This is a genomic window from Paenibacillus sp. HGH0039 (assembly GCF_000411255.1).
Taxonomy (GTDB): Bacteria; Bacillota; Bacilli; order Paenibacillales; family NBRC-103111; genus Paenibacillus_F.
Genome location: NZ_KE150412.1, coordinates 2712953 through 2734389 on the forward strand (window position 1 = coordinate 2712953; position 21437 = coordinate 2734389).

The window sequence follows — 21437 nt, forward strand, 5'->3', positions numbered from 1 at the left end:
CGGAGATAGACGAAATTCCGGCGAGCTGCCGGCTGAATTACGGGAGGAAGACCGCTATGCACATTAAAGAAGCAGCCAAACGGCTGGGAATATCGGCCCGGGCTATCCGCTTTTACGAAGAAAAAGGGCTGATCGCACCGGGTAAGGAACTCTCCAGCGGGTACCGCTCTTTTACCGAACAAGAAATCTGGAGGCTGCGGACGATCGTCGCCCTGCGTGAATCCGGCATGTCCGTCAGCGGTATTCAGGCCGCTCTGGAGCAAGTGGAACGGGGCGAGCACGATGAACTGCTCCATTATCTGGAGCTGCAGCGTTCTGTCCTCTACGCCCGTCTGCTGGAGACCAGGCAAACGCTTCAAACGACCGACCATATGATCGGGCTTTTGCAGGGGAGCCGCGGGCTTCCCTTGGAGGACTTTTACCGGCTTGCGCAGGATTCCAGAGAGGTCCGGGAGCTGCGAAACTGGGAGGACCGCTGGAACTTCGACGAGCTGGCTTCTTCTCATGACGAGCGGGTATGGAGCGGGGATTCGGCCTATCCCGGTTACCGCGAAGCGCTTGAGCGGACCGTGGAGGAAATTAATCCGGCACCCGGAGAAACGGGACTTGATCTAGGCACCGGGACCGGCAACCTCGCCGGTTTGTTTATGGAGCGCGGAGCGGTTATGAACGGAGTCGACCAGTCCAAGGAGATGCTCCGTATCTGCCGGTCCAAATTCCCGGGCATGACGGCCAAAATCGGCAACTTCCTTGCCGTTCCCTATACGGACGGACAGTTCGATTTCGTGGTGACCAGCTTTGCGTTTCACCATTTATCCGGCAGGCAGCAAAAATTGGCGCTGAACGAAATGGCACGGGTGCTGAAACCGCAGGGCCGCATCGCGATTGCGGGTTTTATAAACCGGAATGCCGATGGAGGAGCCCCGACCGACAAGCATCGTTCGGATTCACCGGCCGGCGTGTTGGATTTTTTGGACTGGTTTGGTCCAAACGGGTTTGAAAGCAAGTGCCTTAGGCTTTCGCCCGAGCTTTATCTGGCTGCCGCCCGGCGCAGGCTTCCGTAAATCAGAGGCTTCGCCGGAAACGCTGTACGATCCAGCATCTTCCCGGCCTGTACCGGGCGGGATACCGGCATCTTGCATCAGCATACCTGCCAGGGCAATTAACGGCCTTCGGTTTGCCGAAGCGGAGAAGGTTTTGCTTAGAGAGCTTTGCTTAGAGAGCTTTGCTTAGAGAGCTTTGCTTAGAGAGCTTTGCTTAGAGAGTTTTGCCTGAAATGAATTGCTAGAGAATGAAGAAGAGAAGGCATGGACCGGTTTTGCGGAACGGCGGAGAAAGCATTGCGTGGACTACGGACCGGACAGGACTGTTCGCGTGAGAACGCCCGATGAGTTTTTCGCTCGATCAGGAAACGAAAATCCGCTTGACCTTGCCGCTGCGTGAACGCTTAGGGTATGGAGGGAGAACCGATTCCACATTTTAATTCCGCAAAATGGAGGTAAGAACCGCATGCCCGACCATACCGATATTTACCGCAATCAGACTCATCTGTACGACCGGATGATCTCCAGACAACCCGGTCTGGCGGAAAGGATTGACCGCATCCGCCCGCATGAAGGGCTGGATATCGTGGACCTTGGAGCGGGGACGGGCCGCCTGACGGCCGTTTTGGCGCCTAAGGCCGCATCGGTCACCGCCCTGGACGCCTCGTCCGGCATGCTGGAGGTCACCGCCTCCAAGCTCCGGCAGGCGGGGCTGACGAACTGGCGCTGCACAGCCGCCGACCACCGCAGCCTCCCTCTGGAGGACGGCTCCGCCGATCTTCTCGTCTGCGGCTGGAGCCTCTGCTACCTCGCCGGCCCGGACGTCCCGGGCTGGGAAGCCAATGTGGCGCAAGCTCTTGCCGAGATGAGACGGGTTCTGCGCCCGGGTGGTACTCTCATCCTACTGGAAACGATGGGCACCGGCACGGAGGTTCCGGACCCTCCCGCGTTCCTGAAGCCTTACTACGCGCTGCTGACGCAAAAATACGGCTTTGCCCACGAGACGTTCCGCCTGGATTACACCTTCGAGTCGCTGAAGGAAGCCGAAGAAACGGCACGCTTCTTCTTCGGAGAAGATCTGGCGGCGAAAACAACGCGGAACAACTGGGTCACCCTGCCGGAGTGCGCCGGGGTCTGGTGGCTGCATATGCCGGCGGGAGCATAACGGGAACATAAACTGTCGCGTTCCACGTTTGAAGCTGTCTCCCTCCGCTTATTCCCCGGGAACCGGCGGTTTTCGGCGGTGCGTCCAGTGTGAACGGCGTTGCCGGCGGCAGCCATCCCGGACCAATAGCCCGGCAGCGGGCGCACCAAAAAGCCCTGCAGACGATATTCCGTCTGCAGGGCTTCCTTCATTAAACACAGAAAGCCGCACAATCTGGAGAACGCACGCGCCGAGTCCAGCCCCGGATCGTGCGATTCGCGCGTCGTGCGCCCCAGCAGTTTAGCGGAGCTCGATGCTTCCCGTTTGAAGCGGCTCGATTACGGCCGGCTCAGCAGCTTCGCTCGGCCTAAAGCTCGGCTAGCCCTGAGCCCGTTCCGCCACAGCGCGGGCGATCCATACGCCCGCCGCCCCCGCCTGGGCCAGTCCACGCGTTACGCCGGCGCCGTCCCCGCCGCAGTACAGGCCCGCGATTTCGGTTTCCAGCTGCTCGGTGAGCTTCGGACGGGCGGAGTAGAACTTCGCTTCCACGCCGTAAAACAGCGTGTGCTCGGAAGCGATGCCCGGCGTTACTTTTTCCAGCGCCTCCACCATCTCCACCAGGCTCTTCATCGTGTTGTAAGGGAGAACGAGCCCCAGATCGCCGGGAACGGCTTCTTTCAATGTAGGCTCAAGAAAGCCTTCCTTGATCCGGCCTTCCGTAGAGCGGCGGCCGCGGATGATATCGCCGTATTTCTGAACGATGACGCCGCCGTTGGAGAGATCGTTGGCGCGTTTGCAAATCTCGCGGGCGTATTCGTTCGGTTTATCGAACGGCTCCGTAAACTGGTGCGAGACAAGCAGGGCGAAGTTCGTGTTCCGCGAACCGAGCGCCGGGTCTTTGTACGCATGGCCGTTGGCCGCCATGACGCCGCTGTGATTTTCCACGACAACATGTCCCGAAGGATTGCTGCAGAAGGTGCGGACGCGGGTGCCGACCGACGTGTTGAAAATAAACTTGCCTTCGTAAAGATGCTTGTTGATTTCCTGCATCACGACATCGGATGTTTCCACGCGGACGCCGACGTCGACCTGGTTGTTGTACATTTTCAGGCGGCGTTTGCGCAGAACGCTCGTCAGCCAAGCGGAACCGTCGCGGCCGGGAGCCACGATTACGGAATCGGCTTCGATCTCTTCCCCGCTGTTTAGCACAATGCCCCGGATTTTATGGCCATCGGCCGTTTTGCTTGTCAGCAGGTCGGCTACTTCCGTTTTGAAACGCATGTCCACTTTCGTTTTCAGGTACGTGTTGATCGAGCGGAGAATTTCAAGATTCTGCTCCGTCCCCAGATGGCGGACCTGCGCCCTTAATAGCTTGAGTCCCGCCGCGTAAGCGCGGTTTTCAATGGAGGACACGACGTCCGTAAGCGGATCCGTCAGCGTCTGCTGGGCACCGTGCTTCAAGTTGATGTCATCCACATACCGGATGAGATCCAGCACGCGCGAAGGCGGCAGATAGTCCGTCAGCCAGCCTCCGAATTCCGTCGTGATGTTGAACTTGCCGTCACTGTAAGCCCCCGCTCCGCCGAAACCGGCGGTAATCGAGCAGGCGGGCAGGCAGCCCGCAAATTCCTTGCGTCCCGCGGCAGGCGGACACAGCTTGATTTTCTCTTCCAGAATCGGACAGCGGCGGCTGTCGATGTCATGCCCTTTATCTACAAGCAGCACTTTAAGGTGCGGTGATTTTAACGAAAATTCATAGGCAGCGAATATCCCGGCCGGTCCGGCCCCCACAATAATGACATCGTAACGGTTGCTCACGATCGTATCCCCCAGTCAGTTATGAAAGGTATCAGGCTTAAGCCGGGCACGCAAAAAAATCCCGGCCTTCGAATGGTACGGTAAAACCGTCCATTCGTAGCCAGGAATTTTCGGTTCCTTGTAGAGACCTCTGGCCCGTATTGCCAAAGATATACGAATAGGTAAAACGCAAATTTAGTTGTTAACGGAGACGTTTGTCCCATAAACAGGTTAACGAAAATTATGTTCGAAGTCAACCTATATCCCATTAAATATTCGGTTTATTTTTTGTAAAAGAAGAATTTATCTAAAAATCAAACGATTTATCCGCCAAAACACGAACATTAAAAAGAAAATGCGATATAGCCAGCCGACAGCCACATCACAATCGCCGACACCTTGCCCAGAACCGCCGTAAACCGGGCGGACCCGCTTATCCGGCCCGTCAGCCAGCCCAGCGCGGCCAAACCGAAGAACCAAAGCCAGGAAACAAGGATGCACGCCAGGGCGAACACCCATTTATGCGTTCCGGTGTACTGCAAGGAGCTCGTGCCGATGACACCGACCGTATCCAGGATGGCATGAGGATTCAGCAGGGAAACCGAAGCGGCGAATGCGATCTGTTTGCGTGCGGGGTAACGTGTTTCATCACCCGTTGCGGGTTCGTCCGCGTCCTTGCGTGAAGCGCCCTTCCACGTTGTCCAGCCCATATAAGCGAGAAAAATCACGCCTGCCGTCATGAGCGCGGTTTTGATCCACCAGATTTTCAGTACGAGCACGGAAACGCCGAAAACCGCCAAACCGATCAGAAGCGTGTCGCAAAACGAAGCCGTCAGAACGGCCGGAAGCGCCCGGGTATATGTTTTGTGCAAAGCCCCTTGATTGAAAATAAATACGTTCTGCACCCCGAGAGGCAAAATAAGCCCCATAGCCAGAATTAGGCCGTGCAGGGCGGCCGCAGCCGTTAACATCATGCCGGTTCCTCCATCTCTGCCGTTAGTCTCTTTTCTTACTTCCTCATGATATAGAAAGATAACCGTTTGTCTCCATCCAATTGGATGGATCCCGGGCCAACCAAACGTTATACTGGAACAAGCGACCCGGGACCGGCTACATGCAGAGGACCGTTCAGAAAGCCGGACATACTCCAAGAAAGCAGGAACCCTTCATGCAGGACAGCAGCTGGAAACCCGACAAGGCTTCTTCCATCCCCTTATCCGTTCAAATCAAACAGTATATTAAAAGCAAAATCGAAAACGGCGAGTGGCCCGTAGGCACGAAAATCCCTCCTCAGCGCGCTATGGCCGCCGTCTTCAAAGTCAACCGCAGCACCGTCGTAGCCGCCGTTGACGAGCTGATCGCCGACGGAATCCTGGAAGGCCGCAGCGGAAGCGGCACACGGGTCGTCAACAATTCCTGGACGCTGCTCACGCCGTCGGCCGCTCCGGACTGGACCTCTTACGTGCAGTCGGGCGTCCACCGGCCCAACCGGGCGATGATCCAGGAGATCAACCGGGCGGAGTTCACCCCGGGCATGATCAGGCTGGGAACCGGAGAGCTTTCTCCCGCTCTTCACCCCCACGAAATGACGAGAAAAGTGCTCGAGAGGCTGCCGGGCCGCATGACTTCGCTCGGCTACGAGGAGCCGAAGGGGCTTCTCCCTCTCCGGGAGAGGATTAGCGCTTATCTGAGCACAAGCGGCATCCATGCCTCACCTTCGTCCATTATGATCGTCTCGGGAGCGCTGCAGGCGCTCCAGCTCATTTCCCTCGGCCTGGCACAGCCCGGCTCCACCCTGCTGCTGGAGAAGCCGTCTTACTTGTTCTCGCTCCATATGTTCCAATCCGCCGGGGTCCGCCTGTGCGGTCTTCCGATGGATGAACGCGGAGTGGTGACCGGACGCATTCCGGAGCTGGCCAAGCGCGCCAAGGGAGCCATGCTCTACACGATCCCCTCTTTTCATAACCCGACCGGCATCCTGATGCCGGAGGACCGGAGAAAAGAGCTGCTGGAGGTGTGCGAGACAGCGCAGCTTCCCGTCATCGAGGATGACGTGTACCGCGAGTTGTGGCTCGACGAGCCCCCGCCTCCGCCGCTGAAAGCGATGGACAAGAACGGGCTTGTCCTGCACCTCGGAAGCTTGTCCAAGACATGGAGCCCCGGCCTGCGCATCGGCTGGGTGGTCGGACCCGAAGCCGTCATCGACCGGCTGGCCGACCTCAAGATGCAGACGGATTACGGCTCCAGCTCGCTGTCGCAGTGGGCGGCCGCCGAACTTCTCTCCGGCGGGTTGTACCTGCGGCATCTGGAGACGGTCCGTGCGGAGATGCGGAGGCGCCGCGACCGGACCCTGGAGCTGCTGGACAGCGGGTTCAAGGATATCGCCTCCTGGAAAGTCCCGTCCGGGGGCTTTTACATCTGGCTGAAACTTACCCGTTCTCTCTCCATGAGAGAATTGTTTGAGAAAGGGCTCCAGGCAGGCATCCTTCTGAATCCGGGAAGCCTGTACGACCCTCTCCCCGGTCCTTATCTCAGACTTTCGTACTCCTACGCTTCGCTCGAAGATCTGGAAAAGGGGCTGCAGAGGCTCTCCGCTCTTATCCGCCGGCTTGCCCGCTGACACGAATGCCGGGATCCCGGACTTTGGAGCCGGTTTGCCGGACCGGACGTCTAAAAACCTTTTTCCCGCAATAGGTTAAGCATGAGACGACACCCGGAAAGGAAGAAGAGCATGACCTCCTTATTTCAGCTTCCCGTGCAGGTGGAAACCGAAACCGTCACATCTCCGGGTGTGACGATCTATACGCCGAGACTTTCGGGCCTTCAGAGCCCTGCGGTTCAGAAAAAGCTAAACGCAGCATTCTCCGGCCTTACGGCTTCGCTCGTTAACGAACAGAACAAATACCAGACCGGCACTCTCCGTGAGATGACGGGTCATTATGAGGTGAAAACGAACCAAAGAGGGCTGCTCAGTCTGATCGCCACCAACTATGCCTATTCGGCCCCCATGGCCCACGGGTACACCGTTGCGGAATCTCTTACATGCGATGTGAATTCCGGGAATTTTTTCACCCTTTCACAGCTTTTCAAGTCCGGAAGCGGCTACGTGGAACTGCTTTCGCAGCACGTAAGGGTACAGCTTCAGCGGCGGAAACTGCCTCTGCTGAACCCTCCGTTCAAATCCGTCTGGCCCGATCAAAACTTCTATCTGGCGGACAAAGCGCTGGTGGTATATTTCGATCTGCTTGAAATCACTCCCTATTACGTCGGATTTCCCATGTTTCCGATCTCGGTGTACGATCTGCTTCCCATCGCGGCAGAAAGAGGTCCCCTAGACATCCTCGCGGTAGACGTCAGCTAGTAAGACCCCCGGCCGGTTATCGGACGAAGCGGCAGCCTCTCAAATGGAGGCTGCTTTTTCTCTGTTTCCGTTACAATCGGGAAGGAAGCCGAATCTGCACGACTTTAATCCCCTATCCCTGATTGACGGACAGGGATTTTTTGAGATTTTAGCGCTCCGAAGGGTAATATAAAAGAGCAGGACCCCATACCTAGGAGGCCGATAAACCATGGAAACCAGCTTATACGAAAAACTGGGCGGAAAAGACGCGATCGGAAAAGTCGTAGAGGAGTTTTACAAGCGTGTCATAGAGGACGAATCGGTCAATCATTTCTTCCGGGATACGGATATGGCGAAACAGTTGCGTCATCAGACGGCTTTCATCAGCTATGCGCTCGGCGGCGCTCCTTACACCGGCAGGTCTATGGCTGCGGCCCATACGGGACTGAACCTGCAGCCCGAGCATTTCGACAGCATCGTCAACCATCTGGGAGCCTCCTTGGCGCATTTCGGAGTCACGGGAGACGATATCCGTCAAATCACGGAGAAGGTGGAATCCCTGAGGGGCGATATCCTTTATAAATAAAACGGATACGGGCATTACCCCCGGAACTCCCGTCGATAACTGCCTCTACCCCGCCCGCTGCGGTCTGGACGAAGGTCCTCCTGAATCTTTGTCCTCTTTTCTCGCGGGGACCGGATGTGCTACAATTTGCAAAACGTCTTCACGTGTTAGGATTATTCACATATAGAGAAAGTAGAAAGGGGGGAAACGGATGGATATGCGCAAGTACCGTTTGGATGAACCCGCACTGGGTACATTCAGCGAGGAACGGGACGAATACGAGCGCGATTACGCCCGTCTTATTCAGTCACCGGTGTTCCGCCGGCTGCAGGGCAAATCACAGGTATTCGGTGCGGGGACCGGGGATTATTACCGGACGCGGCTTACCCATTCCATAGAGGTTTCGCAGATTGCCCGCGAGGTTGCCCGGCGTATGAGAAAACAGTACGCGTTTTGCATCGGCGGGGAGCATCCCGGCTTGATGATCGACCCTGCCGTCGTGGAGTGCGCATCGCTCGCGCACGATTTGGGACATCCTCCGTTCGGCCACAAAGGCGAGGAAGTGCTCAATCATCTTCTCGGGGAAGAGCACGGCCTCTCCTACGAAGGAAACGCCCAGAATTTCAGGATTCTGACGTTTCTGGAGAAGCGCGCCGGCAGCGACAGCGGCCTGGATTTGACGGCCGCCGTGCTACTGGCCATCAACAAATACCCGTACAGCCTCGAAGAGCCGGGACGGCTCAAAGGCGTGTACGGGATGGAATGGGAGGGCATCCGGCAGCTCCGGGACATGTGGAACATGCCGGAAGGCTGTCCGACGCTGGAAGCCCAGCTGATGGATTTGTGCGACGACATCGCCTACTCCACGCACGATATCGAGGACGGCATCCGCGCCGGCAAAATCCAGATGAACCGCTCCTTCTTCGAAGACGACCGGCTGATCGGGCACCTCGTTCAGGAAATCGTGAACGATCAGGGCAACCTCGAGGTCGGCTGGGAGCAGGTGGACATCGCCGCGATGGTGAAGCAGGTGCTTGCCTCTTACCTCGAGCAGTGGGAGCTCATCTATGCCCAGTGCGACCGGGAAGCCTCGCGCACGCGCAGAGAGATGAAAGCCCGCTGGGTCAGTTCCTTCGCCGGCAAAGTCGGCATCATCGACGACCCGGACAAAGGCTGGAAGCGCGTCACGTTCGTACGTGAAGGCCGCCAGGACCTGGATCTTCTCCGTACGATGGAGATTATCAAGAAGCTGGCCTGGGTCACGCTCGTCAAGGACTTCCGCGTCCAGCGGCTTCAAAAGCGCAGCGAAATCATCATCCGCCGGTTGTGGGACAGCTTTAAAGTGCCGGATCACGGACAGCTCATTATTCCGCCGGACTGGATCGAGAACTACGAGCGGCATCGCTCCGTATGGTCTTGGCCCCGGCTGGTCGCCGATTATATCTCCGGCATGACCGATGCGTACGCGGAGAAAGTCGCCGCCGAGCTTTACGCGAGCAAGTCCGGCTCGATTTACGAGATGGACTAAGGCGGGATGCCTGTTTTTTTGAAGAAAGCCTGTATATTTATGCAGGCCAAGACGGCAGAACCCTCAGCGGCTGCGGCTCCGGCTTGCCGAAGTAGTAGCCCTGAAACCATTCATAACCGAGATCCCGGAGACATTCCAGATCGTCGCGGTCTTCGATTCCTTCCGCGAGCGCACGGGAATTGAGCTCCTGGGTCATTCTTGCCACAGCGCGTGCCACGCGCTGTTTTCCTTTGTCCTTACTGACGCCCCGGCAAAATTCAAGCGCCAGTTTCACGACGTCGGGCTCCAGCTCGGAAAGAACCTGCAAGCTGTTAAAACCCGTTCCGACATCATCCAGTGCATAGCGGAAGCCATGTTTTTTGTAAAAAGCCAAGATGCTTCTCAGATGGTCCATATTGTTGATTTCTTCGCTCTCCACCACTTCGAAAACGATCGATTCGGGGTTTACGCCCGTTTTCTCCACCATCTCAACCGTCGATTTTAGACAATGAACGGGATTATAGATGGACGTCGGGAGGAAGTTGATGAAAATCAGCCCGTCATCCAGACCGCCGGCGTTCCGGACAGCTTCCAGACGGCATGTGCGGTCCAGCGCGAACAGGCGGTCTCTCGCTTTAGCGGCCTGAAACAGCTGCACCGGCGGAATCAGCCCGCCGTCCCGCCCGGCACCCCGCGACAGCAGCTCGTAACCGATAATGGAGCTATCCACGCCGTCAAAAGAAACGATCGGCTGGTAAAAAGTCCGGATAGAGCGGTTCGTAATGACATCGTCAATCCAATGGGCGTCTCGTTCTTCCTTGAAAAATTGGACGGGCTTGAGCTTGTCCAGCCCCTGCAAGGGATCATGCTTGTCCGCCCGCACGGCCCGGATATTGGCATATTCCAGATGCGCGGTCACATAATCGAGCATGGCGTTGAACAGAGATTCGTGCATCCAGTACAGCCGTGAATCGATTTTATCCCACTGATCCGCCGGGTATTCCGGCAAATAGGCATCCAGAAACGAGGAAGTTTCGCTTCCGCCAAAATAGACCGTGTAGCCGCGCTCCCCAACGAAGCATTTCGAACAAAAGTTTTGCATGAAAAGCGCTCCCTATGTCACATAATGGATGGATTTACGTCTATCTTACTTAATAAAGGTTCTAATTTACAACCTTTAAGGATAAAATTTCATTTTATCGAGCAATTCAGACTTGAAAACGGTTTTTACTTCCTAATTCTCCTGAAATCTCCTCAAGCTATTTTCACCGAATTCCCACTCCGGCGTTTTCAGACCGCCTCCTTCTTTAAGCGTGTACCACGGGCTTTGAGCGGAATTTGCCGGATTCGCCAAAATTTGCGTCTCCTGGGCGGGCGTGTAGCTTTGCGCCAACATAAACAAGGTCTCCCCCGTCGACTTATTCACCGCTGTATCCACGACAATGACCGCATGTCCCGGCGATCCTCCGATAATGAACACATCTCCCGGCTTCACTTCGCTTTTTTGTACCGGCACCAGCTCTTTTTCCAACGACAACGTTCCCGCATAGGCGAAAACCACATCCATAAACTTGCGGAATCCCTCCTGGCTGTTATCGGCTCCAGCATTTTTTACCCACGATGCCTGATTTCCATTCATCTTAATTCGATATCCGTTCATCCATTTTGAATATTCGGCCTTGAACCCGTTCACAAAGTTAAAATGAATCTTCCCGTACTGCTTCCGGTCGAATAAATATTGGGCCCGCAGCAGCATAACCGCATCGGCGCACTGATGAAGATCGCGGCTGCCGATCGGGATATCGACCACGGCCTCGTAGACCCCCGGCTTGTTTTTCTCACGCCCGTCGAAAAGATGAACGACCGAACCGTCCGGCTTCAGCTTCAGCCCCCGTAAAAACGCCGCAAAGCTTCCCGGCTCGGCCGCGGTGCGTTCAAACCCCTTCGGCGCTTTGAACCGTTCCTGCAAAGTAACGCCTTCGGGCGTCACGATGGCGGCGTTCTTTGCGGCCTTCTGTCCGGCTGCGGATTTCTCGCTCCCAGCCACTTTCCCCGCCTGCTTGGCAGTCGGCCCGGAAGAACCGGAACCGGCCGACTCACACGCGGACACTCCCAACGACAGAACCAGCAGGCCCAGCAGCGCGCTTTGTCTCCATTTATCGCTATATAAGAAGGACATGTTCGCGGGCTCCTTTGAACTCTTTTCTTCATTATAATGGATATTAGAATTTATTTACAAAAGATGAAATGAAATCTAGTCTTTTTTGGCATTGGCTCCGCATTACCTTAACCCCCCTCAAAATATTTTCCCCCGCCCGCCGCTCTCTACCCTCTTCTATTCCGATGAACCCTTACATAGATTTGAAAACAACTTGAAAATTGACCCTTGACGTTTAGGAAATCCGGTAGTACGATACATATCATTAATCCCGACTAAACTTATGAGCATTAAGGGGGAACAGGCTCCATGAATAACAACTTGATCAAAGCTTTCGAGACCAACTGGATTTCCCTGGTTGTTTCTCTGGTTATTATCGGCTTTCTTTATTTCTTGGCCAAAAAACGCGTCAGCTTCGGCTACCGCGTCCTGATCGGTCTTGGTATCGGTCTTATCGTAGGATTCATCTTCAACACCTACAAAATCGACGCGAAAAGTGTCAGCACGATCGGTACGATCTACGTGAATCTCATCAAAATGATGGTGATTCCGCTCGTAGTCGTGCTCGTCATCAACAGCATCGCCGGTCTTTCCAACCTCGGACAGCTCCGCAAAATCGGGCTGAAAACGATCGGACTGTTCCTGGCGACCACCGGTATCGCCGCCTTAATCGGGCTGCTTGTCGCCCTCGTATTCGATCCGGGTTCCGGCATTCCGCAAGGCACGCTTAAAGATTTCAAACCGAAAGAAATCCCGACGTTCTCCCAGGTTATCCTGGATCTCGTCCCGTCGAATCCTTTCAATGAAATGGCGACCGGCAAAGTCGTTCCGGTTCTGGTCTTCGCGATCTTCGTCGCCGTTGCCATCGTCCATATCGGTTCCAAGAAGCCCGACGCCGTCAAGCCCGTGAAGGACCTGATCGCTTCGCTGGCTCAAGTGCTTCACCAGGTGATCAAGTACGTCATCCGCCTGACTCCATACGGCGTATATGCGCTGATCGCAGCTATGGCCGCCAAATACGGCGTGGATACCCTCAAGCCGCTGATCATGCTCATTCTGGCCACGTACACGGCGCTTCTGCTTCACTTCATCATTACGTTCGGCGGTCTGGTTACGTTCGTAGCCAAGGTCAACCCGTTCAAGTTCTTCCGCAAGGCTTACCCGACGATCGCTGTTGCTTTCACGACCCGCAGCAGCTACGCGACACTCCCGGTTAACCTGGAAGTCCTGACGAAAAGACTGCGCGTATCTCCGCGTATCGCCAGCTTCGTGGCTCCGCTCGGCGCGACGATCAACATGAACGGCTGCGGCGGCGTATGGCCCGCTGTCGTTGCGATCTTCGTCGCAGGCGTCTACCACATTCCGCTGACCGTGTCCGATTACATTCTGATCGTGCTCGTCAGCATGATCTCCTCCGTCGGCGTTGCCGGCGTACCCGGACCGGCTGCCATCTCGACGACGGTCGTTCTGACCGCTCTCGGTCTGCCACTCGAAGGTCTGGGCCTGACCCTGGCTATCGACGCCATCGTCGACATGGGCCGCACGGCTGTGAACGCGACGGGTACTACGGTGTCCACGCTGATCGTCGCCAACTCCGAAGGCGAATTCGACCGCGCGTCCTTTGACCGCGACGAAGAAGACGAATTGGAATTGAACCCGGCTTAAGCGGGACGTTAATGAAGGGCAGACTCCGGTCTGCTCTTTTTTTATTTCCCCCTATCGCATGAAATCGAGAGAAGACGGCCTCTACCCGGCTCTTTTTTGTCCCTCCCTGTGTTCCTCTTCGCCGCTTGCAAAACCCGTCCGGAGTTGTTAACATCGTGATTCCCTGTTTAAATATACAAAAGAGGGAGCCTTCGGCCGATAATGGGTATGTCTGGGAGGCAGCTAAGCAATACTAACATCAACTCTGTATGGAGACAGGAGACACAGAAACGCTTATGAGAAAAATTGGGTCCATCTACGCCCGTGACATCCGAAACATCGCGACCAATTGGGTGGCCGCTGTCATTATTTTGGGACTTGTATTTCTGCCCTCGCTTTACGCGTGGTTTAATATCGAAGCTTCCTGGGATCCGTACGGTCAGACCGGGGGCATTGCCATCGCGGTCGCCAATAACGACGAGGGGGCCACGCTGCGCGGCAAGCAGTTGAATCTGGGGAACGAAATCGTAGCCTCGCTCAAAAAAAACGAAAAGATCGGCTGGACTTTCGTCGACGAGAAAGAAGCGATGAAAGGCGTCAACCACGGGGAGTATTACGCCAGCATTATCATTCCCGCCGATTTTTCCGCCAAAATCGCTACCGTGCTGACCGATGATCCGCAAAAAGCGGACATTCTCTACTACGTGAACGAGAAAATCAACGCCGTCTCGCCGAAGATCACGTCCAAAGGGGCCACGGGCGTCATTGACGAGGTCAGCCGCAACTTTATCAAAGTGGCAAACGGAACGATCTTTCAGATCTTCAATGAGATCGGCGTCGAGCTCCAAAATGAATTGCCGACAATCGAGAAAGTGAGAACGCTCGTTTTCAAACTCGAAACGATGTTCCCGGAGCTCAATCAGGCTGTCGGCGTTGCACTTGAGGATGTACATAAGTCGAATGACATTGTAAAAAAAGCGCAGGATAACCTGCCGATCGTGACCCAGCTTGCCAAGGACGGAGAAGCATTCACCAACAAGCTGGGCGACTTCCTCGGCAAAGGCTCAGAAGCCGTCGAAGCGCTCGGTCCGAACATCAAGCAAGACCTCCTGCTGCTCCAGCAGACGGCCACGGCCACGCAGGAGCTGACCGGCATTCTGAAGGACGCCAACTTCGACCCAGCCGTCGCCAAGGCCGCGATCGACCGGGTTTCGCAGCGTCTCACGGTTGCGGTCGATGTGACGGACCGGATGATCGGCTTGTTCGAACAGCTGAACAAGTACACCGGCGGCAAAGTGATGCCGCTGGTGATCGACCGGCTGAAGTCGGTCAAGGACCGCTTCCAGCAGCAGCTGACCACGGTCGGCAAGATCAGGGACGCGATCGACAAAGGCGAGAAACCGGCGCAGGAGCTGGTCGACAACCTGAACCGTCTCTCGAAGGAAGCGGCCGGCTTCATCGGCGACATTCTGGGCCGGTACGACAGCGAAATCCAGCCGCAGATTCTCCAGGGAATCGCCAAGGCGAAGAAGACCGCCCAGAACGCCCATACCGTGCTGAGCGAAGCCGTCAAAAGCATCCCCGATCTGCAGAAAATTCTCGGGGATGCGGCGAAAGGACTGGCTGTCGGGGACAAGGAGCTCAAAGAGATCCAGGCCCGCCTGCCGGAGGTAGAGACGAGAATCAAGGATCTGGCCGATAAAATCCGCGCCTTCGAGAAGGAAGGCAACCTGACGGAACTGATCGACCTTCTGAAAAACAACTTTGAGAAGGAAAGCGAGTTCTTCTCGGAGCCGGTACAGCTCAAAGAAAACAAGCTCTTCCCGATTCCGAATTACGGTTCGGCCATGTCGCCGTTCTTTACGACGCTTTCCCTGTGGGTAGGCGCTCTGCTTCTCGTGTCGCTGCTGACGGTAGACGTGCACGAGCCGGGCTACAAGAGCTACCAGGTATTTTTCGGCCGCTATTTGACGTTCGGTACGCTGGCCGTTATGCAGTCGCTGATGGTCACGCTGGGTGATATGTTCATCCTGAAAACCTATGTCGTCGACAAACTGTGGTTTGTCCTGTTCGGAATGGTGCTCAGCGCGGTCTTTATGCTCATTGTGTACACGCTCGTCTCCGTATTCGGCAATGTCGGCAAAGCGATGGCCATCGTGCTTCTCGTGCTGCAGTTGGCAGGTTCCGGAGGTACGTTCCCGATCCAGGTGACCCCTCCGTTCTTCCAGGCGATCCACCCTTATCTGCCCTTCACGTACGGGATCAGCATGATGCGGGAAGCCGTCGGAGGCATCCTTTGGGACATCATTATGGAAGACCTGGTTATGATGGCTATCTACATCGGAATTACCCTGCTGATCGGACTTGCGCTTAAAAAAGTGATCAACAAATCCAGCGCCAAATTCGTGAGCCGCGCCAAAGAAAGCAAGCTTATTCATTAGAAGCGGGACCTGCCTTCGGGCAGGTCTTTTTTCACATTTTTTCACATGTATACCCGCGACAGTTCATTTTCAAGGATTCTGTCCATTGACCCGTTTCGGAAATGGTCGTACACTAATCATTAGTCGACTAACTAATCAAGGAAGGAACGGAAGCCATCATGGATATTTACCAATCGGATTCCGTCATGCAGATCTTGTCTCGGGTATTCAAGCTTCACCGCCGTCACCTGCACGAGCTGCTGCAAAATTACGAGGTTTACCCGGGGCAACCGCCTCTGCTGATCCGCTTGTCCGAGAGAGACGGCCAGAGCCAGCACGAACTGGCCGCTCAAATGCGCGTAAAGCCCGCCACGCTTACCGTCATGATTACCCGGATGGAGAAAACCGGACTTCTCCGGCGCGGAGCCGACAGCAAGGACCAGCGGGTATCGCGTGTCTATCTGACCGATAAAGGGCATCAGGCAACGACCGCCGTGAAAAAAGCCCTCCGCGAAATCGAGGAAACGTGCCTGAAGGGCTTTCTGACGGAAGAGAAGCTTCTTTTCCGCCGCCTTCTGCTCCAAATGTATGAAAACTTGAAAGATATCGAGGAAGAAATCGATTAGCCGGCAAATTAAAAGGAGGTGACCGCTCTGTTAGCTTTGAGCCGATATTTAAAACCTTACTGGAAAGCGGCCGTTCTCGCTCCGCTTCTGATGCTTCTTGAAGTCTACATGGACCTGCTCCAGCCCAAGCTGATGGCCGACATCGTCAATCAAGGCGTAGCGGCCGGGGATCTCGCCACGATAAGAAACACCGGGCTGCTTATGCTCGGCGTGGCCTTGATCGGTCTGATCGGCGGGGCCGGATGCACCGTATACTCCAGCATCGCTTCGCAAAATTTCGGTGCCGATCTGCGGGACGATCTTTTCCGGAAAACCCAGACATTTTCTTTCCGGAATCTGGACAAGTTCAAATCGGGGTCGCTCATTACGCGGCTGACCGGAGACATCGTGCAGGTACAGACCCTGGTTCAGATGACCCTGCGGGTCCTCGTCAGGGCGCCTTTTCTCGCCATAGGCGGCGTCATTATGTCGTTTATGCTGAATCCGCGGCTTGCTTTGATCCTGGCCGCGGCCATTCCCGTTCTTTTTCTCGTGCTGTATTTGCTCATCCGCGTGTCCCAACCCCTCTTCTTAAAGGTTCAGGAAAAACTCGACCGGGTGAATACGGTCCTTCAGGAAAATCTGAGCGGAATCCGTGTGGTGAAGGCTTTCGTACGTTCCGATTTCGAGCGCAAACGCTTCGGCGAAGCAAACCGGGATTTCACGGATATCGCCCTGAAGGCGGCGCGGACGATCGCTTTGAACGCCCCCATTATGACGTTCATCATGAACGTCAGTCTGGTAGCCGTGCTCTGGTACGGCGGCGCCCAGACGTGGAATCTTTCTTTTCCCGTAGGAGATCTTATCGCCTTTCTCAACTATGTAACCCAGGTTCTCACTTCCCTGCTTACCGTAGGCATGATGATGATGTTTGTTACGAGAGCGAGAGCTTCCGCCGGGCGTATCAATCAAGTGCTCGAAGCAGAGCCGGAAATCGCGGACAAACCGAGCGCTTCCGCCAATGCCATCGGTGCGGGCCATATCGTCTTCGAACGCGTTTCTTTCGCTTACGACGAAGACGGCAAAGAGCTTGCCCTGAGAGACATCAGCTTCACGGTCGAACCGGGCCAAACGCTGGCCATTCTGGGCGCGACGGGTTCCGGCAAAACCTCCCTCGTCCATCTCATTCCGCGGTTGTACGACCCGGCGGCCGGACGTGTCCTTATTGACGGAACGGACGTGAAGGACATCGCTCTGGCGCACCTGCGCAGCCGTGTAGGCATGGTCCTCCAACAGGCTATTCTGTTCAGCGGCACCATCCGCGAAAATATTTCCTACGGCAAGCCGGACGCCACGCAGGAGGAAATCGAAGCGGCAGCCCGCGCAGCCGAGATTCATGCGTTTATCGCCGGTCTGCCGGAAGGCTATGACACCCTGCTCGGCCAGAGAGGCGTCAATCTCTCCGGAGGCCAGAAGCAGCGCATCTCGATCGCCCGCGCCCTGCTGGTCCGGCCGGCGGTCCTCATCCTCGATGATTCCACGAGCGCGGTGGACCTGGCGACCGAAGCCCGCATCCAGCAGGCGCTGAAAGAGCGGATGGCGCACAGTACGTGCCTGCTTATCGCACAGCGCATCTCGTCGGTCGTCGACGCCGATCAGATTCTTGTGCTGGAAGACGGCCGTATCGCCGCCAGGGGCACGCACGCCGAGCTGCTGGCGGGAAGCCCCGTTTACCGCGACATTTACAAATCCCAACAGGGAAGGGAGGAAGTCATCCATGGCGCATAAACCCCAAGACAGCGGTTCCTCCGCACCGGAACCCCCGATGGGCCTAGGCGGTCCTGCCGGCCGGGGTCCGGGTCCCGGGGGCCCGCGCATGACGCAGAAAGTACGCGCCAAGAACACGGGCGCTACGCTCGGCAGGCTGAGCCGGTATCTCGGACGCCAGCGCAAGGGACTGGCCGCGGTCGTCCTGCTGACCGTGCTCAGTGCCGGTGCCGGGCTGATCGCCCCTTACCTGCTCGGACGGGCCGTCGATGACTACATTCTCCCGCGGGATTACGGCGGCCTTCTGAAACTCTGCCTTCTTCTGCTCGGCATTTATCTGTTCAGCTCCGTGATGACCTGGTTTCAGACGTACGTTATGGCCGCCGTCTCTCAACGCACGGTGCAGAATCTGCGCCATGACTTATTCTCCCATCTGCAGAAGCTGCCGCTGCATTTCTTCGACAGCCGGACGCACGGAGAGCTGATGAGCCGCACGACCAACGATATCGAGAACGTCTCGAACACGTTAAATCAAAGTGTCATTCAGCTCATGACCAGCGTGATTACGATTGCAGGCTCGCTTGTGCTTATGCTGACCATGAACATCTGGCTCACGCTGGTCACGCTTCTTTCCGTGCCGGTGACCATTTATTTAACCGGACAGATCTCCCGGCGGACCCGTACCCATTTCAAGGGCCAGCAGAAAAGCCTGGGCGAGCTGAACGGATTTATCCAGGAAACGATATCGGGCCAGAAAGTGGTTCAAGTGCTGCGCCGGGAACGCCAGACAGCCGCCCGTTTCAAGGAGATCAACGACGAGCTGCGGGAAGCCGGGACGAAGGCTCAGATCTACTCGGGCATGGTAGGCCCCTTCAACAACGTAGTCAACAACTTCAGCTTCGCTCTTATCGCCGCAATCGGCGGATGGCTCGTGATCAGCGGCTGGACGACTCTCGGGGTCATTGTCAGCTTCCTGAATTATTCCAAGCAGTTCACGCGCCCGATCAACGATCTGGCGAATCAGTACAATCTGATCCAGTCCGGGATTGCCGGCGCCGAGCGGGTATTCGAAGTGCTCGATGCGACAACGGAGTATCCGGACACCCCGCAGCAGAAAAAGGGCAGTTCCGCTGACGGCCGTCCTTTGAATGTGGCGGGTGAAGTTGTTTTTGAGGATGTCTCCTTCTCTTACAAGCCGGGTTCCCCTATTCTTACGGATATCTCCTTTACCGCAAAGCCGGGGGATACGATTGCTCTTGTGGGACCGACCGGAGCCGGCAAAACGACCATCGTCAACCTCCTCACCCGGTTCTATGAGATTGACGGAGGGGAGATCCGGATCGACGGAACCGATATCCGGGAGCTCGACAAGGACAGCCTCCGCGGCCAGCTCGGTATCGTTCTCCAGGACGCCTACCTGTTCTCGGATACACTCCGCGAGAACATCCGGTACGGGCGGCTGGACGCCACCGACGAGGAAGTAGAGGCTGCGGCCAGACTGGCGAACGCCGACAGCTTCATCCGCAAGCTTCCTCAAGGCTACGGCACGCTGATGTCCTCCGAAGGCGGCAATCTCAGCCACGGCCAGCGGCAGCTGATCACGATTGCCCGCGCCATTCTCGCCGATCCGGCCGTCCTCGTTCTGGACGAAGCTACCAGCAGCGTCGATACCCGGACGGAGATGCATATCCAGGAGGCCATGAACCTGCTGATGAAAGGGCGGACCAGCTTCGTTATTGCGCACCGTCTCAGTACGATACGCGACGCCGATCTTATCCTCGTCCTGAACGGAGGAAAGATTCTCGAGCGTGGAACGCACGAAGAGCTTTTGGCCGCCGGAGGATTCTATTACGAGCTGTACAGCAGCCAATTCCGCGACGTGGTGTAACCGCAAGCACGACAAAATAACCTCCGGCTCACTTATAGAAGTGAGGCCGGAGGTTTTTTCGCAGGGCCAAGTAAACAATAAGAAGCCCCCGCAGCCGCTGGTCATCCTAATCCCCTCATGGGGTTACTGGAATGATGGCGGCCGTGGAGGCCGGTCTATGCTTTTCCATGCAGCAATCCAACTCTTTTACGCAAGCCCTTAATCGGCAGCTGAATGTTTTCAGACATGTATCGGTTAAGGTCTGACTTGCCGTTAATCGTCTATACGCACCACTTCGAGCTTCAGGTACCGGTTCTTTTCCCGCTCCAGCACCGTAAATTTCACGTTCTCATAGGTCAGGGATTCTCCTTCGGCGAGGTCGTCGCGATGACCGTACAGCCATCCGCCGATGGTATCCCATCTTTCGGTTTCAAGCTCCACAAGCAGTCGGTCGTTCACGATAGGAATGGACACTTTACCGTCCAATACGAGATGCCCTTCGCCTTTTACCAGAATCTCCGGCTCTTCCTTCATATCGAATTCGTCACGGATTTCGCCGACGATTTCCTCCAGAATGTCCTCGATGGTAACCATACCCGAGGTGCCGCCGTATTCATCGATAAGAATCGCGATATGCGTGCCTTCCTTCTGCATCCTTTTCAAGAGCGCATTGACGGGAATCACCTCGGAAACCGCCATAACCGGCTGAATCAGCGTAGTGACATCAAGCTCCTCGTCATCCTCGTAAGCCAGAAAGAATTTCTTCGTATTCACAATCCCGATCACGTTATCCTTGCTCTCTTCGACAACGGGAAAACGGGTATACTGCTGTTCTTTGATAATCGCCAGGTTCTCCTCCCGGGTCTTATTCGCGTACAGACAGATCATATCGGTGCGGGGCACCATAATATCTTTGGCGAGCATATTGTCAAAAGCAAAGATCCGGCTGACGTAGCCGTACTCGGCCTGGTTAATTTTACCGCTTTCAAAACTTTCGTTAATAATAATCTGAAGCTCTTCTTCCGAGTGCGCTTCTTCATGCTCCGTTGCCGGCTTAATGCCGAATAGCTTGACAAGCTGGTTGGCGGAACCGTTCAGCACCCAGATAAAAGGATACATGACTTTGTTAAACCAGATGATCGGACGTGCGGTAAGCAGCGCCACAGCCTCTGTTTTGCGGATAGCGATCGTTTTCGGAGCCAATTCGCCGATTACGACGTGAAGGAAGGTGATAATAATGAAGGCGATAAGAAACGAAAGCAGTCCGGTTAACGATTCGTGCAGATGCAAGGATTCGAAAACGGGATGCAAGATTTTCTCCACCGTCGGTTCACCCAACCAGCCTAAACCCAGAGACGTAATGGTAATGCCGAGCTGACACGCGGACAAATATCCGTCCAGATTGGTAAGCACCTGCTTCACGGCCCTCGCGTTGCTTTTGCCTTCGGCGATCAACTGATCCACCCGGCTGCCCCGGAGCCGTACGACGGCGAATTCCACTGCCACGAAAAACGCGGAGAGTCCAATCAATAAGGCAATCATAAAAAGGTTTAACAAATAACTGTCACTTTCCATTTCGG

At 55.8% G+C, this 21437-nt stretch carries 16 protein-coding genes and 1 riboswitch; of the genes, 11 read left to right on the plus strand and 5 right to left on the minus strand.

Annotation, left to right across the window (positions count from 1 at the left end):
• Positions 1 to 56: 56 nt before the first annotated feature.
• Positions 57 to 1064 carry a MerR family transcriptional regulator gene (locus HMPREF1207_RS11860; protein WP_009675819.1) on the plus strand — a complete coding sequence of 336 codons (1008 nt, stop codon included), beginning with the start codon at positions 57 to 59 and terminating at the stop codon, positions 1062 to 1064.
• A gap of 445 nt (positions 1065 to 1509) precedes the next feature.
• Positions 1510 to 2208: a class I SAM-dependent methyltransferase gene (locus HMPREF1207_RS11865; protein ID WP_009675881.1), complete on the plus strand. Its 699-nt coding sequence runs from the start codon at positions 1510 to 1512 to the stop codon at positions 2206 to 2208.
• Between the two features lie 357 nt (positions 2209 to 2565).
• Here the strand turns inward: HMPREF1207_RS11865 and HMPREF1207_RS11870 are convergent, their stop codons facing one another.
• On the minus strand, positions 2566 to 4005 hold the full coding sequence (locus tag HMPREF1207_RS11870; protein ID WP_009675858.1) for an NAD(P)/FAD-dependent oxidoreductase: 1440 nt from the start codon (positions 4003 to 4005) through the stop codon (positions 2566 to 2568).
• A 77-nt stretch (positions 4006 to 4082) separates the two neighbouring features.
• A riboswitch (purine riboswitch) is annotated at positions 4083 to 4182 on the minus strand.
• Between the two features lie 146 nt (positions 4183 to 4328).
• On the minus strand, positions 4329 to 4958 hold the full coding sequence (locus HMPREF1207_RS11875; protein WP_016423686.1) for a LysE/ArgO family amino acid transporter: 630 nt from the start codon (positions 4956 to 4958) through the stop codon (positions 4329 to 4331).
• A 194-nt stretch (positions 4959 to 5152) separates the two neighbouring features.
• On the opposite strand from HMPREF1207_RS11875, the gene HMPREF1207_RS11880 reads away from it, so the two are divergent.
• The 4 genes from HMPREF1207_RS11880 (at position 5153) to HMPREF1207_RS11895 (ending at position 9417) form a co-directional block, all read left to right on the plus strand.
• Complete coding sequence (locus tag HMPREF1207_RS11880) at positions 5153 to 6604, plus strand: aminotransferase-like domain-containing protein (RefSeq protein ID WP_009676023.1); 1452 nt, start codon at positions 5153 to 5155, stop codon at positions 6602 to 6604.
• A 111-nt stretch (positions 6605 to 6715) separates the two neighbouring features.
• Positions 6716 to 7345 (plus strand): DUF3298 and DUF4163 domain-containing protein, encoded by a 630-nt coding sequence (locus HMPREF1207_RS11885; protein WP_009675952.1) that lies wholly within the window; start codon positions 6716 to 6718, stop codon positions 7343 to 7345.
• 208 nt (positions 7346 to 7553) lie between these two features.
• A complete protein-coding gene (locus tag HMPREF1207_RS11890; RefSeq protein WP_009675794.1) occupies positions 7554 to 7910 on the plus strand; it encodes a group I truncated hemoglobin in 357 nt (118 codons plus the stop codon).
• A 190-nt stretch (positions 7911 to 8100) separates the two neighbouring features.
• Complete coding sequence (locus HMPREF1207_RS11895) at positions 8101 to 9417, plus strand: deoxyguanosinetriphosphate triphosphohydrolase family protein (RefSeq protein ID WP_009676030.1); 1317 nt, start codon at positions 8101 to 8103, stop codon at positions 9415 to 9417.
• Between the two features lie 37 nt (positions 9418 to 9454).
• On the opposite strand, the gene HMPREF1207_RS11900 is transcribed toward HMPREF1207_RS11895, so the two are convergent.
• Both HMPREF1207_RS11900 and HMPREF1207_RS11905 read right to left on the minus strand, forming a co-directional pair.
• Positions 9455 to 10498 carry an EAL domain-containing protein gene (locus HMPREF1207_RS11900; RefSeq protein WP_009675863.1) on the minus strand — a complete coding sequence of 348 codons (1044 nt, stop codon included), beginning with the start codon at positions 10496 to 10498 and terminating at the stop codon, positions 9455 to 9457.
• Positions 10499 to 10630: 132 nt separating this feature from the next.
• Entirely contained in the window at positions 10631 to 11575 is a 945-nt protein-coding gene (locus HMPREF1207_RS11905; protein ID WP_009675788.1) for a DUF4846 domain-containing protein, read from the minus strand.
• A 288-nt stretch (positions 11576 to 11863) separates the two neighbouring features.
• Between HMPREF1207_RS11905 and HMPREF1207_RS11910 the strand changes: the two genes are divergently transcribed.
• The 5 genes from HMPREF1207_RS11910 to HMPREF1207_RS11930 all read left to right on the plus strand — a co-directional run bounded on the left by HMPREF1207_RS11910 (position 11864) and on the right by HMPREF1207_RS11930 (position 19878).
• Positions 11864 to 13219, plus strand: a complete 1356-nt coding sequence (locus HMPREF1207_RS11910) for a dicarboxylate/amino acid:cation symporter (RefSeq protein ID WP_009675975.1) — start codon at positions 11864 to 11866, stop codon at positions 13217 to 13219.
• A 275-nt stretch (positions 13220 to 13494) separates the two neighbouring features.
• Positions 13495 to 15639 carry a YhgE/Pip domain-containing protein gene (locus HMPREF1207_RS11915; RefSeq protein WP_009676017.1) on the plus strand — a complete coding sequence of 715 codons (2145 nt, stop codon included), beginning with the start codon at positions 13495 to 13497 and terminating at the stop codon, positions 15637 to 15639.
• A 158-nt stretch (positions 15640 to 15797) separates the two neighbouring features.
• Positions 15798 to 16244 (plus strand): MarR family winged helix-turn-helix transcriptional regulator, encoded by a 447-nt coding sequence (locus tag HMPREF1207_RS11920; RefSeq protein WP_009675977.1) that lies wholly within the window; start codon positions 15798 to 15800, stop codon positions 16242 to 16244.
• Between the two features lie 90 nt (positions 16245 to 16334).
• Positions 16335 to 18011: an ABC transporter ATP-binding protein gene (locus tag HMPREF1207_RS11925; protein WP_082211327.1), complete on the plus strand. Its 1677-nt coding sequence runs from the start codon at positions 16335 to 16337 to the stop codon at positions 18009 to 18011.
• Entirely contained in the window at positions 18001 to 19878 is a 1878-nt protein-coding gene (locus HMPREF1207_RS11930; protein ID WP_016423688.1) for an ABC transporter ATP-binding protein, read from the plus strand. Before HMPREF1207_RS11925 ends, HMPREF1207_RS11930 begins: the two co-directional genes overlap by 11 nt.
• 252 nt (positions 19879 to 20130) lie before the next feature.
• Here HMPREF1207_RS11930 and HMPREF1207_RS11935 read toward each other — a convergent pair whose 3' ends face one another.
• Positions 20131 to 21432 carry a hemolysin family protein gene (locus HMPREF1207_RS11935; RefSeq protein ID WP_009675976.1) on the minus strand — a complete coding sequence of 434 codons (1302 nt, stop codon included), beginning with the start codon at positions 21430 to 21432 and terminating at the stop codon, positions 20131 to 20133.
• Positions 21433 to 21437: the final 5 nt, after the last annotated feature.